The 17601-nt window shown below is 64.1% G+C and carries 4 protein-coding genes; all 4 read right to left on the bottom strand.

The genetic code is table 11. The features are described 5' to 3' along the window. Positions 1-136 precede the first annotated feature (136 nt). Entirely contained in the window at positions 137-12757 is a 12621-nt protein-coding gene (locus C8K66_RS14365) for a filamentous haemagglutinin family protein (protein ID WP_108525155.1), read from the bottom strand. A 228-nt stretch (positions 12758-12985) separates the two neighbouring features. Further along, complete coding sequence (locus C8K66_RS14360; RefSeq protein ID WP_046383046.1) at positions 12986-14158, bottom strand: substrate-binding domain-containing protein; 1173 nt, start codon at positions 14156-14158, stop codon at positions 12986-12988. A 459-nt stretch (positions 14159-14617) separates the two neighbouring features. After that, positions 14618-15829 (bottom strand): type II secretion system inner membrane protein GspF, encoded by a 1212-nt coding sequence (gspF, locus tag C8K66_RS14355; protein WP_017849141.1) that lies wholly within the window; start codon positions 15827-15829, stop codon positions 14618-14620. Then, a complete protein-coding gene (gene gspE, locus C8K66_RS14350; protein ID WP_108525153.1) occupies positions 15829-17247 on the bottom strand; it encodes a type II secretion system ATPase GspE in 1419 nt (472 codons plus the stop codon). Before gspE ends, gspF begins: the two co-directional genes overlap by 1 nt. Between the last annotated feature and the right edge of the window lie 354 nt (positions 17248-17601).

Genomic DNA, 17601 nt, shown 5'->3' with positions numbered 1-17601 from the left:
TCGGGGGCAAGCCCCCTCCCACCTTCCAGCCGAGTTAGCCATGAAACACCAGCCTGCTATTAGGCCGCCGCGCCAACAGCAAAAAAAACGGGGCAATCACTGATTGCCCCAAACGTACATCGAGAGGTCCTTCCACCTACAACGTGATCTGCTTGCGCTCCTCATCCGTCAACCGCGCACGCGCCTGTTCGCTCAACGGCCCCGCGCCCAGTACCTGCACCGGGCTGTTGGGGTTGTACTCCGAGGTCTTCGGCTGTTCCTGCGGCTCGCGCTGCACCGGCTCGGAGCCAAAGCTCAACACTTCCACCGTCACGATCGACGCCCTGCCCTGCTTGGCCGCCGCCTGCTGGCTGCGCGCCGCGTCTTCCGCCGCCTGGGACGCCGCCGCCCCCGCGGCGCTGGCCGAGGTCATGGCGCCGGTGTTGACGGTGGCCGTCACCGGCACCCCGGACGACTTGCCCTGGGTCTGGATGTTCGCCGCGTTGACCACATGCAAGGCGGCGATGTTGACGTTGCCCGAGACCCGAATGCCCGCCTCGCCCGCGTCGATGGTGCCGGCCGGAGCCAGCAGGTCGATGTCACCGGCCGGCACTTCGGCAATCGGTGCCAGGGTGGCAATACCGGCACCGGCGCTTGGCACACTGGGTGACAAGGTCACGTTGCCCCAGGTGTCATAGAGCCGCTTGGGCGGTGTGTACAGCACGGTGGTTTTCGAGCCACGGCCGGCGTTGATGTCGCCTTCGTTGGACCAGGCGAGAATCGCCCCGCCAAAGGTGGTCATGATCCGGCTCTGGCCTAGCAGGATGCTGCCCCGGGAATACAATTGAATATCCCCGGCACCCTGCGTGAGGACCCCGGCACTGGCTGGCGGCACGTTGCCTTCAATCCCGAACACCTGCTGCCCGCCAGGGCTGAGCATCTGGATATTGCCGCCAAACAGGGTATGCACCCCGGCACCGCCGTACAGGGTGATGTCGCCGTTGTACACGATCGGGTTACCCGCCACGTCCTTGCTCGGCAACAGTGCGTTGATGGCCGCGCGGCTGCGGACAAAGCTACCGGAACGCGGGCCAGCGGCCAGGTTGTATTCGCGACCACCTTCGCGCACTTCGGCGAAGTACACCGAACGGGCGAAGATGCGTTGCTGCTCGGGGCCCAAGCCTGCAAAGTACGCCCGCGCCTGCTCAGCATCGCCGCTGAAGGCGTAGCGCTCGTTGAGCCATTGCAACAGTTCGGCCTCGTAGGTTTTCGCCACCTTGCCGGCTTGCGCGGCCAGCGCGACACCCTCGACCGCCTGATTGGCGCGGTCCAGGTAGGGCGTGACGAACTTCAGGTAATCCAGGCCGTTGAGCCCGACCCCGGCTTCCAGCACGATGGATGCCCCCGGACGGGAGTCGCCCACCGCCACCGGTCCCAGGCTGGTGATGGATGCTTTGTCGGCCATCAACAGGTTGCGCCCGGCACTGACTTCCAGGGTGCCGGGGCCGGCGACGTTGAAGCTGCTGTAGAGAATGTCGCGCCCGGCGGAAACCACTGACACGTCCTCAGGGCGGCTGTGAACGAACAGGTTGCCGCGGCTTTCACCCAAGTAATCGCCGTTGTAACCCAACAGTTTAGGAAGCACCGTCGACGAGCCCATATCGGTACCTGAACTGACAATGTCGCGCCCCGCCCGCATCCAGACCGGGCCTGCGGACTCATAGCGGACCTGGCCTTGACGCGGGCTGCCGAATGTCAGGATCTCACCGCTGCGCAACCCTACGATGTCGCCCTGCTGGGCATAAAACCTGGCCGGTTCTGCCTGGGAAGCCGGACGCGCAAGATCAGTCGCGCTGCGGAAGGCGAACAAGGAAAGGTCGTCCTGTATCGCGTCACTGCCCAGGTTGTTGACGACCAGGCTGAACCCATTCCTGCCGACAAAGGCTGGCGCGAACGGCGTCGGTATAGCACCCTGGCTGTCACCCGACTGGTTGACCGCATAACCGCTGGCGTAAATTGAGTCCCCGGCCAACATGGCCAATCGTCCTTTGCTCGACGGCGCCAATAACAGCGAATAAGCGGGATTGTTAGGCAGCGGGCCAGCACCCAGCGCGGATGCGCCGAGATAAATACTGCCATTGGCTGCTACCACGCCGAGCTTGGAGGGGAAGATGAAACGCCCGTCCGAACTGGAGTAGTTTTGCTCGGGCAGAGGATTCAGCTGGCCATTGGCGCTCAGCGACATGCTCTGCACGCTAGGCGTCAAACTGCCACCTGCGGAGAACAAGTCGATGGCGGTACGCTCGGTCCATAATGAGAACCATGTGGTGCCATTGCCATAAGCGCTACCGTTGTAACTGAACGCTTGGGTATTTTCGGTAGAGACGCGTCCAGGGTCGCCGGTCCCCGCCAACACCAGGTCACCTCGCGTCGACAGCGTGGCCGTGGCGTCGCCCAGCATCAAAGTGATCCCGCCCGTGGCCGTGCCCAGGCTTGCGGTGTACGGCGAGTAGGCTCGGCTTTCCTTGACATCCTGATCGTTACGCATACTGCCGTAGTTCAAGGCAATGCCCCCCAGGCTGCCTGCCTGCAGGTTCAAGGCGCCACGCAGGTTGGTCAGCACGCCATTGAGGCTGAGTGTTTGTGCCTTATAGTCGACTGATTGCAAGCTGGCGGTATTACTGCGGGTCGCACGAGCGTCCAGCCCAGGGTTCAAATCGCCTCCCATGCGTACATCCAGGTCGCCGCCCCCCGTCAACAGCAATTGACCGTCCACCACCCGCCCGGTACTCCCCACTGCCAACACCAGGCCTTCACTGCGCGGTGCTCTCAAGCCATCCACGGAGCCACGGCGCGTCTGCATGCCACCATCGCTGCCCAGGTCCAGGGTCAGATTGCCGCCGCCCAGCGTGCCGACACCGGTGAACCCCACCAGGCGTGGCAGCTGGTCTATCTGCGCAGCGTCGTCAAAATACCGGTTGGCAGTGCCGCTTTTGCCCTTTATATAAGTGCCAAAGTTGATCCACCAACTGGTCGGTATCGGGGTGACACCCGCCGTGCTGCCTGTGCCTTGGCGCCACAACCAGTTGCCCAGGTTCGCACTGTTGAGTTGGCTGCGACCGTCATTGTCCATTGGCCTATCTTGCATCGACGTCCAGACAGCGCCCGTCAGGCTACCGCCGGTGCGCAGCAACACGTTGCCGCCGCCGTCGGGGTACCAGGCGGCGTAAGGGCTGGCGCTGCTTTCATCGACCAAGGCTTCATACGCCTTGGCCGCGCTGCCCAGCACCGTCCCATCCTCAGCGGTGACGCGAGCCTGGTTGAAGTCGGCGGCGGCACCACCTGCGCGAGACGCGCTGGACGCCCCTGCGGTGTACACGCCGTAGGGCGATTGCATTGAGACGTTGCCCGCAGCGATCAGATCCAGATCACCGGTGCCGGTGCGCAGCACACTGAAATGCTGACTCACGGGTGAAACCAGTTTGACCGGACCGACGATCACCTGTTCAGGGATTGCTGGAGTGGGTTCGCCCAAGGAAACGCACAGATCTGCGTCGCACATACTTTCGTTTTCGGGTGACACCGGCGCCCCGGGAGTAAAGCCAAACAACTCGGCTAAGTCGCTCCACACGTAGTTGACGCGCACGCACAAGTCCGGGCAAGAAGCCCACTCGGACTCCGGCACCGGAGTACCCGCCGTGACGCCGAACAGCTCGGCGGCAAAGTCACTCCAGTACCAGGCGCCGCCTGGCCGGGCCGGTTGCCCCGGGATGATGGTTTTACTGTGAGTCTCGTAAATGCCGTAGTGCGTGTCCGCCAGGGTCAGGTCGCCGGCAAAGGCCGGCTGGATAGAACGCGTGTCGGCCGCCTGGGTATCAGCACCGGACACCAGACGCAACGACCACGACTGCGAGCCTTCGGCCAACATCGGCGCCACAGCCCAGTTCTGGCGTGCCGTGGCGCCGGTCACGGTATGCAACGGCACCGATATCGCGCCGTTCGGCAGTTTGACGTCCGTGCCATAAGGAATCAGCGCGCCAACCTTGAGAGCCAGGTTCACAGCCAGCAAAACACCGTCGGTCGCACTGCCGATCAGCACCCCTCGGCTGGGTAACGGCACGCCGGCCGGCCAGGTCATCGCGCGCAGGGCGGCAGCGCCCGCCAATACGGTGCCGGCGTCCAGTCGTGTACCGGCAGCGAGCACCACAGGTTGTTGCAACAACGTGCCGGCGGCATACAGCAGGTTGCCGGCGCTGTCGCGCACCGCCGCGCTCAACACGGTATTGGCCGGCAGGGTCAGTGGCGCATCGAGGATGCCCTGCGTCGGCAGCACAGTGCCTTGCGCCAGCGTGGTGGCCTGGATCGGTAACGAGTAGTTGAGGGTCTTGCCAGTGGGGAATGCACTGCCCTCTGCCAGCACCACACCAGGGCCGGGCACGATCACATCGCTGCCGAACCCTTGCAGGCCGGGGGTCAGCACCCAGCCGTTGTCGTCCGGGGTGGGCGGCGGCGGGGCAAAACCGTCGTTGATGCTGCCGTAGACGTCCAGGTTGCCACCGGCACGCACCACCAGGCTGCCGACCTCGCCAGAACCATACACCAACGTCTTCGGCGTATTGCGGTTGAGGCTGGCATAGCGCATGCCCGACAGGTCCAGGTCGCCACTGACCACCAGATCGCCTTCGGCGACGATTTCCACGCCTGGGCGCAGGTGGAAGGCGTCGGCGTAGCGGCTGTTGTTCAAGCCCGCCAGCTTGCCTTGCGTCAACCCGAGGTTGTTCAAGGCATTGTTGATAAAGGTTTCACTGAGCGCGTGTTTTTTATTCAGATAATCCTGATCGATCACCTGATACGGCCGGCCACTGGCCGACGGCTCAACGCCGGGCGGCGCATCGGTGTAACGGGCAACGGCGTTCAGCGCGATGGAGCGAGCGCCAAGGATATCGACGCGCCCGCGCGCATCGATGGCCACATCATTGGCATTCAGCCGGGGGGCATTCAGTTCCAGGGTGCCACGGGCCAGGCCGTCGTATTGCCCCGGGCCACGGCCCAGGACCGCAGCCGTGCCGTGGCGCACGTCGATACGCGCGCCATCGGCCAAGGTCAATTGACCGTCACCGCTGTTGAGTTCAACCATCGCCCGGTTCGGCGCATCGATGATTTTGCCGTAGCTGTCGACCCGCAACGCCGTACCGTGGGCATCCAGCACCGCACTGCCGGCGAGGGTCAGACCCTGCTTGCCGGCCAGGCGGATACTGCCGACCCGCTCACCACTGGCGTCGATAGTGCCCACCACCGTCAAACTGCCGTTATCCACCGAGACGTTGACTTGATTGGCCTTGAGTTCATCGCCGATAACCAGGTTGCCCTGCTTGAGCTGGAAGCTGCGCGAACCCCACACCTGTCCCTGGTTCAAGCGTTGGTTCAACGCGGCGAAATCCCCCATCTGCTGCGCACGAATGTCCACCCCGCCCGCCTGGTACGGTACCAGGGTGCCACCGGCATCGTAATAGCCGCTGCTACCGGCGCGGATCTGCCCTTGCAAGTCGACCTGCCCTGCTCCGGCGTCCACCGCCACGGCTTTGAGCAGGCCACCTTGGTTGTATCGGGCTGACAGGTCGACGAGCGCACCTGCGGCCTGATAAATGTTGCCGTGGCGGCTTTCCAGGCTGACGTCACCGCCCCAGCTGTATTTGCTCACGTCGTTGTTCCGCACGGTGCGACCACTGAGGTCCAGACGCGAAGAGGCGCCCAGGGTCAGCGCTTCATCGGCGCTGAGGGTCAGCTTGCCGCTGGGCAACACCACCGCCGTATCGACCGCCACGCTGCGCCCGGACAGCAATAACTCGGCGCCCAACGCGTCGATGGCCGTCGCATCCGCCGGGGCCGCACCGTTGGCCGGGGCCACTACGGTCACTGCGCCACCGGCGGTGATCCGGTTGACCGAACCGGCTTCACCGGTCAACAGCGGCGCGGTGATGGTCAAGTTGCCGCCACTGTAGGCAAAGCCCTTGCCCGCTTCATAAGCGCCCTGGGACTGATGCACCGCCAGGCTGCCTTTGTGGTTGGCCGTAATGCGTTCGTCGGCGTTGAGGTGGACATTGGCAAAGCCCAGGGTCATGCGGCCATTCTCGGTCAGGCCATCGGGCTGGGCATTGCGGCCATAGCCAAATTCGATGCGCCGAGCCTGCAGCTCCAGGGTGCCGCTGCCGGTGCCCGCACCTTGGTTGATCACGGCCGGCGGCGCACTGGTATCGCCTCCCCACACCAAGGTGCCGGTCTGGATCAACGCCACATCCGCCGCGTTGCCATAGCCATAGATCGCCGGAGTCGTCAGTAACAGTTCATCCAGCAGTGACTTACCCGAGCTGTCGAGGGTGCTCAGGGTGGCGCTGCCATAGAAGTTCAAGGATTGCCCAGCTGTCAGTGCCAGGCTTTTCAGGGCCGGTGCGCCGCGTGAGGTATCGCCGCGCAACAGGCGATCCATCACTTGCTGATTGAGGGTCAAGCCCGACGGCAACACGCCGCGCGCGGCGGCCTCAGCCAACGCCTCCGGGCTGCCGACATTGATCCCACCCACCGCCAGCGCCAGATGACGGGTGCCGTAGCGCACACCGTCACCCAAGGCAAAGCGGTTGGTGGTGGCAAAGGCAATCGAGCCCTCGGAATACAGTGACGTTTCACCGCTGCAAGCCCCTGGATTGCACTGGCCGATCAGGATGCTGCCTGGTCCTCTATTATTGTCGCCAGCGGTTGGGGCCAGCATCTGCAAGCGCCCATTGGACACTGCCAGGACACTATGAGCGCCTGGTCGATAGATAAAACCATCATCCGAATCATAGGCAGCCTTGCCGAGCCCCAGGGTGTTGATCGACGCACCTTGTTCGATCTCAATGGCGCCCGAGGACGTACCCGTCATCAAGAACACTTCCGGCGCCGCCAAGCTCGCACCTTGACGCACAACCACCGAGTTCGCGCTGGATCCTGTGTCGAACCCGACAAAATTACCACCCTGGCCGTACATCACCGTCGTCAAGCCGCCCACCACCAAACGGGCGGCCCCCAAGGCATTCAAATCGCTGGCGCGTACCGCCACTGTCGACGGCGTGGTACTGGCTTGGGCAGTGTCAGAAATCACCTCGATAGCGTCGCCCTGCACCGTTACAGTGGCACCGAATCCACCCTCCGCGGGTTTAAAACGCCCCTCGCCATCAAAGGTGAACCCCACGTCTTTTTGACCGGCGATCAGTTGCAACTTCAGGGTTTTGGCGTCGGCTTCAAGGGCCGCACGCGGGACGCCCAGGCGCGCAGCGTCAGCGCGCACGAAGTCTGCGTAACGGGTTTCGTTGTACTGGGAATACCGGCGCAATACCGCCGCCGGCGTGACGATCACCTGGCTCGACAGGCTGTCGCGAATGCCGGTGTGGGCAATCGACAGGAAGCCCTCGGTTGACCAGGAACCGTTATTCATGGCCGAAGCGTTCGGCATCGAACCTGCGGCAAACGCCGTTGCCAAGCCGTTGATCTCGACCCGAAACGCCCCCGGCAACAAGGCGTAACTAGACGGCAGCAAGGTGTAGGTCCCCGCCGGCAAGCCTGGAACCCCGGCACCGATACTGATTTGTTGCCCCACCAGCGGCTGGGTCGCACCCGGCTCGCCACCGCTGGGCGCGACTCCCGGCTGGGCGCCGGGAACAATCGCATAGATCGGGTTGGTGGCCAGCCCCGGCAAGGTAAAGCGCCCGTCCGCACCGATTTGCACCAACGGGTTGTAGCGCGCATCGGTGGAGCCGCCGCGCCCGGAGACAAACGCCGCGCCGAGCAACTCACCGCCACCGGCAAGGTCCAGCACCGCGCCCTGCTGCACATTCAGCGAGCGCCCGACCAATTGCATACCAACGGCCAGACTGCCCGTGTTATAGGTGCCGCCGACGCCCAGCAACTCCACCTGTTTGCCGTTGTACTGCCAGGTCACGCCGTCGACTGTCCCGCCATACGGCAGCACCAGGCCACCGGCGCTGACGGAGGTCAGGCTGCCAGGCAACAGGCTGATCACTTTGGTGGAACGGACGATGCCGCCATCCATGCCCAGGGTCAGCACGCCCATGGGCGCCCGTAACACGCCGCCTTGTTCGATGGTCGAGGCACTCAGCAGTAAGCTGCCAAACACTGAATAAGGTTGCGCCGGGGCCTCACTGCCGACCCGGCCGATGCGCAAGGTGCGTGTCGGGTCAAAGTCGCTGTTAGGCCCCGTGTAGCCGGCCGTGACCTCGGCAACGGCCCCCGTAGCCGGGTAAATCTGCGCCGCCGTCAGGCTCAAGTCGGCCTGGGTGGTCAAGGCGGTTTTAGTATTGTTCGCGCTGCGGGCCAGAAAGCGCATATCCCCCAGGCTGACCAACTGGGCCTGATCGAAGGCGCGTCGGTCAATGCCGTTGGCCAACGCCTTGGAGCGCTCGGCATGGGCACCGAAGTTGAGGCTATCACGCACATCCAGCACGTTTGCCGCTTCAACCCTCAAGAGCCCGGCTGTACCCTGCGTGGAAACGCCACCCTGGACCGTCGGACGAACGGCGCCGTCGCTGCCCTGGCTGTTGTTGCCAACCCCGGCCAGGCGTACATAAGGCGCCGCCAGGAGCACCTGGGACTGTCGGGGCGCGCCATCCGTCAACGCCATGGCCCCGGAATACAGGCTCAGGCTCTGCCCCAGACGCAGGGACACGTCACCGTCGAAGCTGATCAGACCATTGCTCAACAGCGACAGGTTATCGAAGCCGCCGGCGTCGACCTGGCTGACCGTGAGCCGGCCATGACCGTAGACCAGGCTGCCCGCGGCCGATTCGGGGGTGCTGCCGGCGGGCAACGGCACGCCCGGATCGGCGGCACTGACAATCAATTCACGGGCTTGCCGCACGCGAGCGGCGGCCGATTCGGCGTACAGCGGCGTTTCCAAGGCCAGGCTCAGGGAACCACCCGCCGCACCGGCACCACCGCTGCCGGCCTTGAGCGTACCGTCGAGGTACACGCCGGTGTTGGATGCCAGGGAGATGTTGCCGCCACGGCTGGCGATCACGCTCGGGCCGGCACCGTCCAGGTCCAGCACCGCCTGGCTGCCGGAAGCGTCAAGGCGCGCGCCTTCGCGCACCACCACAAACAAGTTGGCGGCGGAGGCGATCCCGGTGGCCGGGTCGATCACCCCGCCAATCACGATAGTGCCGCCCTGGCCGACCGTACCGTAGCGCCGGCCGAGACTGTCCACTGCGGTGAACGCCCGCCCGGCCACGTCCAGTACTGCGTGTTCACCGATCCAGATCGAACGGCCATGACCCTGGTTTTCAACGCCATCGGCCACGTTGGGTTGCACGCTGACAGCGCCCAGCGTGATGCTGCCACCCCAGGCATTCAGGCTGCCATCCACGGTCAACTGGCCGATGCTGCGTAGACTGATCGCTTGACCCGGATCAACCTCAATCCGCGCGCCCTGGCCGATGCGCAGTTGCGCCGACGCCATCTGCGCCGCTGTCGACAACAACGTACCGGCTTGCAAGCTCACACTCGCGCCTTTGCGGGGGGTCAACAGGCCCTTGGTGGGGTTTTCCTGATACTGCGGCGGAGTCCAGATCTCCAGCGCAGTGCGTGGCGCTGCACCGCTCGCCACGCTTTGTGCGTTGTCATTGAGGCGGTACACCGGGGTTGTCACGGCAAGCTGGGTGCCATCGGCGACCACCAGACCTTCATTGCCCGTGATGTCATAGGCGCCAAAGCCCTTATTGAAGAACCCACTGCCGAGCTGCAACGTCCCGGTACCTGGGGCAACCGCCGAATCGCTGATCAGCACCTGGCCGGCCTGCACACTCAGGCGCCCGCCGCCATTGACCCCATACCCGAGCAACTCACCGTCGAGGGCCAGGCTGCCTCGGCTGTCGCCACTATTGGCGTTGGCCGCGAGCGTCAGGTCACCACCCTTGCCGCCAGTGAGCTGGCCCTTGGCATCCAGGGCTGCGCCGGATGACACGTCGACCTGGCTACCTGCCGTCAGGGTCATATCACCGCTACTGCGCAACGCCACGCTGCCGCCGTTGAGATAGGGCAAACGGCTGCCATCGCCGGTGCCCAGCCGCTGATTGCTCCACAAGCCGCTGGCATCCAGGGACACGCCGTTGTTCACCGTCAGGCTGCCACGCCCGCCGAGGGTCACATCGACTTTGCCGGCGGGGGTGATCTGCGTTTGTACGTTACCCAGTTGCAGGCTGCCGGAATGCGCGGTCAGGTTGGCATTGACCTCGATTTTCGGAGCAAACAGGGTGATGTCGCCGGCTGCGGCCACCTCCAGCGCACTGTTGACCAGAATCGAACCGGTGCTGGCGATTTTGATCGCGCCCAGCTCCGTCGCGTTCAAGGCATCGGTGTCCAGATAGAGCGTGGACACCCGATCAGCCGGCAGTGCGGTGGTCAAGTCCAGACCTGCGGCGATAGCCGCCGCCCGCTGCCCGAGCACGACGTTTTTCACGGTGCCGGCATCCGCCCCCAGGGCGTACTGCAACGTGGCGCTGTCCTTGACGTAATACGGCACGTAACTACCGACCACGAATTGGGCACCGCGGGCCACGGCTTTTTGCGATTGCAAATAACCGTCCAGGCCTTTTTGCGCGGCCTGGGTCTGGCGTTCGCCCTGATAGGTGTCACCCACAACCTGGCCCTCCAGAACCGCACTGGCGGTACTGACGACCAAGCGTCCGGCATCGCGCCCCACGGTGTAGGCACCTTCTGAACGCTCACGCGGGGCGATCAAAGGGTTGTAGTAATACTCGGTCACGCCCCAGCGCTGGCTGTGGTCCTCATAGCCTTTGTAAATCCCGCTGTAGAGCAAGTCCCCCGGCGCGGTGGACAGTTCATACAAACGCCCGTCCGGCCCTTTGAGCCAGGTTTGCTGGACCTTGCCCGCCTGCACATCGAGGGTGCCGCCGGACAGGTTGATCTGCGAACCCTGTTGGGTCACCACGTCCTTACCGCTGAAGGTCACCGTACCGCCCTGGGCCATCCACTCGCCAATGCCGTGGTTACGGGTGCCCAAATAACCGCCCACTTCCAGCAGGCCGCCTGCGGTGTACCAGCGGTCGGTGGCATAGCCATTGGTCCCGGCCGCGACAAAAATCAAGTCGCGGACATCCACCCACACATCGTTGTTATTCAGGGACTTGTCGTCGCGATTGACCGCCGCATCGCGCTGCTCGTTGCCTTGGATATTGACCTTGACGCTATTGGACGCCATCGACACCTTGACCCCGGTGGCGCCGGACACGTCGATCACCGCGCCGTCGCGCACCAGGGTGCGCTGCGCAGCCTTGATACCGACTTGGCCGCCAGTGGCCAGGGTCACGGAACCGCTGCGAAAATCCACCGTGCCGTCGCTGGTGATTTCCACCAGGGACTGGTCACGGCGGTAGGTATCGGCCGGCACAATGTTGCCGTTCTGATCGAGCGACGGCGTCATCAGCCCGGCGCGCTGGCTGTCGAGGGCGCTGCTGCTGTCGAGCAAAATCGCGCTGAGGCTGCCCTCGCCCAGGGTCACGCTAGCGTTGTTGCCCGTGCCCTTTACATGCAGGGTACCCCGGGCTTCCACCGACGAACTGGCGAGTAACACACCGTTTTGCAACACCTGCTGGCCGGCCAGGGTGATGTCACCGGTAGAGGCCTGAATCAGCCCGCTGTTGCTGACCTTGCCGTTGCCGGTGACGCTGACTTCATTGCCCCGCGTGGTGGACGCAACATTGCCATCGGTGCTGTAGCCCTTCTTGATCACAAAGCTGTCGCCCGCCGCCAGGGTGGTCTGGCCTCGCGCGGTGGAAATGGTCCCGGCGTTCTCCACCTCTTTGCCGAGCAACAGCACATAACCGCCGCCCGCAGTGGAGGTGGCGGGCACCTGGGTCTGGATCTGCGCACCACGCTCGACCGTCACCTTGCCGGCGGCCTGGGTGAAACCGGGCGCGCTGTTGCTTGAACTGTACAGCCCCTTGGCGGTGAATTGCTCATCGCTGAAGCCCGTGGCGGCAGCCACCAGGTTGCGCACGTTGACCTGGCTGCTGCCGCTGAACACGACGCCGTTGCTGTTGAGGATCAGCACCGTGCCGTCAGCCTTGAGAGCCCCTTGGATCTGGCTCGGCGCCGTGCTGTTGTTGACCTTGTTGAGCGCGGCCCAATCGCTGTTCTGTTGGAACTGCACGGTGGTGTTGCGACCGATGTTGAAGGTGTCCCAATTGAGGATCGCCTTATCGGCCGTTTGCTTGATCGAGACCAGCGTCTTGCCGTTAGCATCGGTTTGCACCGGCCCCTCGGCGTTGACGAACAGCGGCTTGCCATCCGCGCCGATCACCACATTCAAGCCGTTGCCGCCCAGACCGTTATGGATCGTCTCCGGCCCCGCGCTGGCGTTATTGCGGGCAGCGGCCTGCGCCGCCTGTTGCGCGGCAATTGCGGCGACGCTGGTGTTGAGGGTCTGAAAGGAGCGTTGCAACTGCTGACCAAGCACCTGTTGCTGGGCCAACGGCGGCGGCGTTCCCGGTGACGTCGCGCCAGGGCGTGCGCCGCCATCGGCCTGCGTCACGCCCTTGGCGGCAAACCAACCCGAACTGAACGCCTGGGGCTGCGCCGCGTGGGCACCGCCGGTAAATACCAGCAGTGCGATCACATGGGCCAGGGGTTTAAGGCGCAACACCGGTTGACCGGCAGTGGCAGGCACGTTGGCAGCGCGGTTGGCAGGCAGCTTCAGACGGGAACGCATCACTTACAGGTCCTTTTGACGGGGCAGGCGAACGACGGGCGCGCGAACACTGCGCGGGCACGTGTTGTGGTTATTGCTTAAGGCGGTTGCCGAGGGGTGCGACCGAACTGATGTCACACAATGTTCATACAACGCGGTTCAACTGGCGGGTCGCGATGCACAACGACAAAACCGGCAATGACGCGAAGTCATTGCCGGTTGTGGGGCCAACCCTGTCGAGACGGGGTGTTACAGCGGACGACCGATACCGTTGCAGGTGTTGGTGTCGCCGATGCGCAGCGAGCTGGTGGTGGCAACGAAGTTGTCGTAGACCGCTTTCTGCCAGGTGGTGGACAACGGAATGAACGAGTGGCTGCTGATAGCCGCGTTGTTCACGCCAGTGTAGTGACGTTTCAGGAAAGTCTGGATGCGGGTGTTGTCAGCGGTGTCTTTGTAGCACTGGCTGAAGACCAGGTTGGTGTAGCCGACGATGGGGTAGCCCGCAGTCGGGTTGGCAAACGTGGGGACCCAGTTCAACGGGTCGGTGGCGGCGGCGGAACCGACGGTCGGTGGCGCAATAGTATCGAGAGAAGCTTGAACGTTCACTTCAGTCGGCAGGAAGCCATTGACCGAGGCAACGGCGGCGGCGCTGTTGAACGCTGCGTAGTCAGGGCTGACGTAACCGATGGCACCGTTGTTATTGGTGATCGCGGTGGCGACACCTTGGCTGCCGGTTACAGCGAGGTAGCTTGAACCGACCGGAGCGCTGGTGGCTGGGTCAAAGCCGATGGCGGTGACGAAGCTGTTGCTGACATTCGGTACCGACGCGGGTTTTACCGCTTTGAGGTGGTTGGTAAAAATCTCGGTGGTCCCGCTGGTTTCCTGACGGTAGACCACTTTGATCTGCAGGTCTGGACCGGCAGCCCCGTTGAATTGCACGTTTTTCCAGTTAGTGATCTTGCCGGCGAAGATATCAGCCAACTGAGCACTGGTGAGCTGCAGCGAGGTTTTACCGTCGATGTGGTAAGGCACTGTCACCGAAGTGGCTTCAGCCGGGACTTGAACCAGCGGGCCATAGGCGGCGCGGCCTTTAACGGTATCAGCGTTGTAAGCAGCCAGTTCCGCGGCGCTCACCACCGAATCGCTACCGGCATAGTCAACGGTGATACCCGAGGCCAATTTCAGCTTGGTCGAATCGTTACCGAAGAACGCCTTCTTGCCGTCGCCGCTGCCTACACCGATGTAGGGGCTAAAACCTGGAATGCTGGCAGAGAGGATGCCGGTAGCCGTCGTCGATGTGGCAGTGCTGCCGTAGAGTTTTTCCGGCAAGGTGGCCCCGCCACCGACCACTGCGGCCATGGATTGGGCCGAAGCCAGTGCTGCAACTGCCAAAGAGGCCGCGATCATAGTGCGCTTAAACATGAAGAATCTCCTTTCGTCGTGTTTGTACGTTTGAGGTAGATGGCTCTTGCATGACGCCATGGCTTCGGTCCCAAGCCGTGTTCCGGGGGTGGCTGGGGGTGAGGCCATGGCTAGAGAATTTCGCAGCTTCCGATGACAGCTAAGGGAAAAAACCTCGGGAGGAAGGGCTTGATTTTTAAAAAGATTCTCGGGTGTTTTGGTCATGGTTTTGAGCGGTTTGGAGGCAGGTGACAGCGCGGTTTCAGTGGGGGTTTCGTCAAGGCGGCGTAGGCTGCGGCGAGGGGCTTGGCTGTGACGAAACGATGAACCCGAGGTTGCGGGCTGGCGGTATCGGCCCACCCCAAAATCAACTGAACAGGTAGGGTCCAATGTGGGAGGGGGCTTGCCCCCGATGAGGGAGTGTCAGCCAAAGATGCATAGATTGACCCATCGCAATCGGGGGCAAGCCCCCTCCCACATTCAGGTCACCAGTTGGTTGATCTCGATGATCGGCAACAGCACCGCCATCACGATCACCAGCACCACGGCGCCCATCACTACGATCATCAGTGGCTCGAGCAGCGCGGTCATGCCCATGGCGCGGCGTTCGATGTCCCGCGACAGGGTCTGCGCCGCGCGTTCGAGCATGGGCGGCAGTGAGCCGGTTTTTTCACCGCTGGCGATCAGGTGGATCAGCACCGGTGGGAACACCTTCTCCACCGCCAGCGCCGGAGCGAGGTTGACGCCCTCGCGCACTTTGGCGGTGGCGTCGTTGACGCACTGGCTCAGGCGCTCGTTGGACAGGGTCTGGCGCGCGGCTTCGAGGGCGCGCAACAGCGGCACGCCAGCACCGCCGAGGATCGCCAGGGTCGAGGCAAATCGGGCGGTGTTCAGGCCCAGCACAAAGCGCCCGATCAGCGGCAAGCGCAGCACGCGGCTGTGCCAGTTCAAGCGCGCCACCGGGTCGCGCAGGTACAGGCGCCAGCCCCAGAAGCTGCCGACGATCCCGGCAAAACACAGCCACCCCCAGGCGCGGATGAAGTCGCTGGCGTTGAGCATCGCCAGGGTCAGCCCCGGCAGGTCCTGGCGCGCCTGGGAGAACGCGCTGACCACCTGGGGCACTACGTAGCTGAGCAGGAAAATCACAATGCCGATGGACACCAGCCCCACCACGCCGGGGTAGATGAATGCGGTGAGGATCTTGCCGCGCAGGTTGTTGCGCTCCTCGATGTAGTCGGCCAGGCGCTCCATCACCTGAGCCAGGTCGCCGGACTCCTCCCCCGCCGCGATCAGCGCACGGTAGATCGACGGAAAGTCCCGTGGCCGTGCCGCCAGGGCATCGGCCAGGCGCATGCCGCCGCGCACATCGGCGCGCACAGCGGCCAGGGTCTGGGCGATGTGTTTTTTCTCGGCCTGTTCCACCGTCGCGCTCAGCGCCGCTTCCAACGGCAGGCTGGCGCCGAGCAGGCTCGCCAGTTGCCGCGTGGCCCAGGCCAGGTCGTTGTCCGACAGCTTGGCGCTGAACAGGCTGCTGCCGCCCGCGGCCTGTTGATTGCCTTCGACCTGCACCAGAAGCGCGGTCAGGCCACGGCTGCGCAACGCGGCAAACGCCGCGCTCTGGCTGTCCGCCTCCAGGTGCCCGGCCTCGACCTTGCCGCTGGCGTCGGCGGCTTCATAGCGATAGCGATTCATCAGGCGTCCCGTGTTACGCGCAGGATTTCTTCGGCCGCGGTGGTGCCGCTGCGCACCCAGCGCTCGCCGTCTTCACGCATGCTGAACATGCCGGCGCGGCGTGCCGTCAGACGCAGCTCCTGCTCGCCGGCGCCCTGGTGGATCAGGCTGCGCACCTCGTCGTCGACGCAGAACAATTCATGGATACCGGTACGCCCGCTGTAGCCGATCTGGTTGCACTGCGCGCAGCCCACCGGGCGCCAGGTGCCCGGCACGGCCGGGTCCGTCTGCTTGCAGTGCGGGCACAGGCGCCGCACCAGGCGCTGGGCCAACACGCCCAACAGTGAAGACGCCAGCAGGAACGGTTCGACGCCCATATCGATCAGGCGGTTGACCGCCGACACCGCGTCGTTGGTGTGCAGGGTGGCGAGCACCAGGTGGCCGGTGAGCGAGGCTTGCACGGCGATCTGGGCGGTCTCCAGGTCGCGGATTTCGCCGATCATGATGATGTCCGGGTCCTGGCGCAGGATCGCACGCAAAGCCAGGCCGAAGGTCATGTCGATCTTGGCGTTGACCTGGATCTGGCTGATGCCCGGCAAGTCGTACTCCACCGGGTCTTCGACAGTGAGGATATTGCTGGTGCTCGCATCCAGCCGCGCCAGCGCGGCGTAGAGGCTGGTGGTCTTGCCGCTGCCGGTGGGCCCGGTGACCAACACGATGCCGTGGGGCTGGCGGATCAGCGTGTCGAGGCGCGCCAGCAGTTGCGGCTCCATGCCCAGGGTCTCCAGTTGCAGGCGCCCGGCCTGCTTGTCCAGCAAGCGCATCACTACGCGCTCGCCATGCCCGGTGGGCACTGTCGACACGCGGATATCAATCGGCCGCCCGGCCACGCGCAGGGCGATGCGGCCGTCCTGGGGCAGGCGTTTTTCGGCGATGTCGAGCTGGGCCATGATCTTGATCCGCGACACCAGCGCGCCATGCAGCGCCTTGCGCGGCGAGACCACGTCGCGCAGGGTGCCGTCGACGCGGTAGCGCACCACGGAGTGGGTTTCGTAGGGTTCGATATGGATGTCACTGGCCTCATCGCGGGCGGCCTGGGTCAGCAAGGCGTTGATCATGCGGATCACCGGCGCGCCGTCCTGGGTGTCGAGCAGGTCGGTGATCTCGGGCATGTCCTGCATCAGGCGGTCGAGGTCGACTTCGTTTTCGGCGGCACCGACCACCGCAGCGGCGCTGCCGGTGTCGGCATAAGCGCTGGCGAGCAGGCCGTCGAGTTCGTCGTCGCGCACCTGTTCAAGGCGGCTCTGGCCGAACTGACGTTGCACTTCGCTGATCGACCAGCCGGGGGTCGACGGGCAGACCGTCAGCAGCAGGCCGGCCTCGCCGGGACGCAGGAGGATGCGTTGGGATTTGGCCCAGGCGTAGGGGAGCAGGCTCATGGGGTTGACCCTTTTGGATTGAGTACATATCCGTTGCTGCGGTAACGGCGGCTTATGGTTCCGCCCTCACGGCGGGCCGCCGCGCACTGTAAATGTGGGAGGGGGCTTGCCCCCGATAGCGGTGTGTCAGTCAATTCATCTGTAACTGAACCACCGCTATCGGGGGCAAGCCCCCTCCCACATTTTGAAGTGGTGAGTGCCCAGGAATTCTCAGTCAAATCCGACTGCACCCGTCTGGGCACTGCATTGATTGCAGCGGGGTTGTGGCACAAATCCAGGCCATGAAAAAACACCGCCCCCCCGCGTAAACACGATGCGAAGCGAGCCGCTTTTGATCTTAAACCACGCAAGCCT

The organism is Pseudomonas sp. GV105 (assembly GCF_003058185.1).
Lineage (GTDB): Bacteria > Pseudomonadota > Gammaproteobacteria > Pseudomonadales > Pseudomonadaceae > Aquipseudomonas > Aquipseudomonas veronii.
The sequence above is the reverse complement of the archived record's forward strand: the minus strand, read 5'-3'. Positions and strand labels throughout refer to the sequence as shown.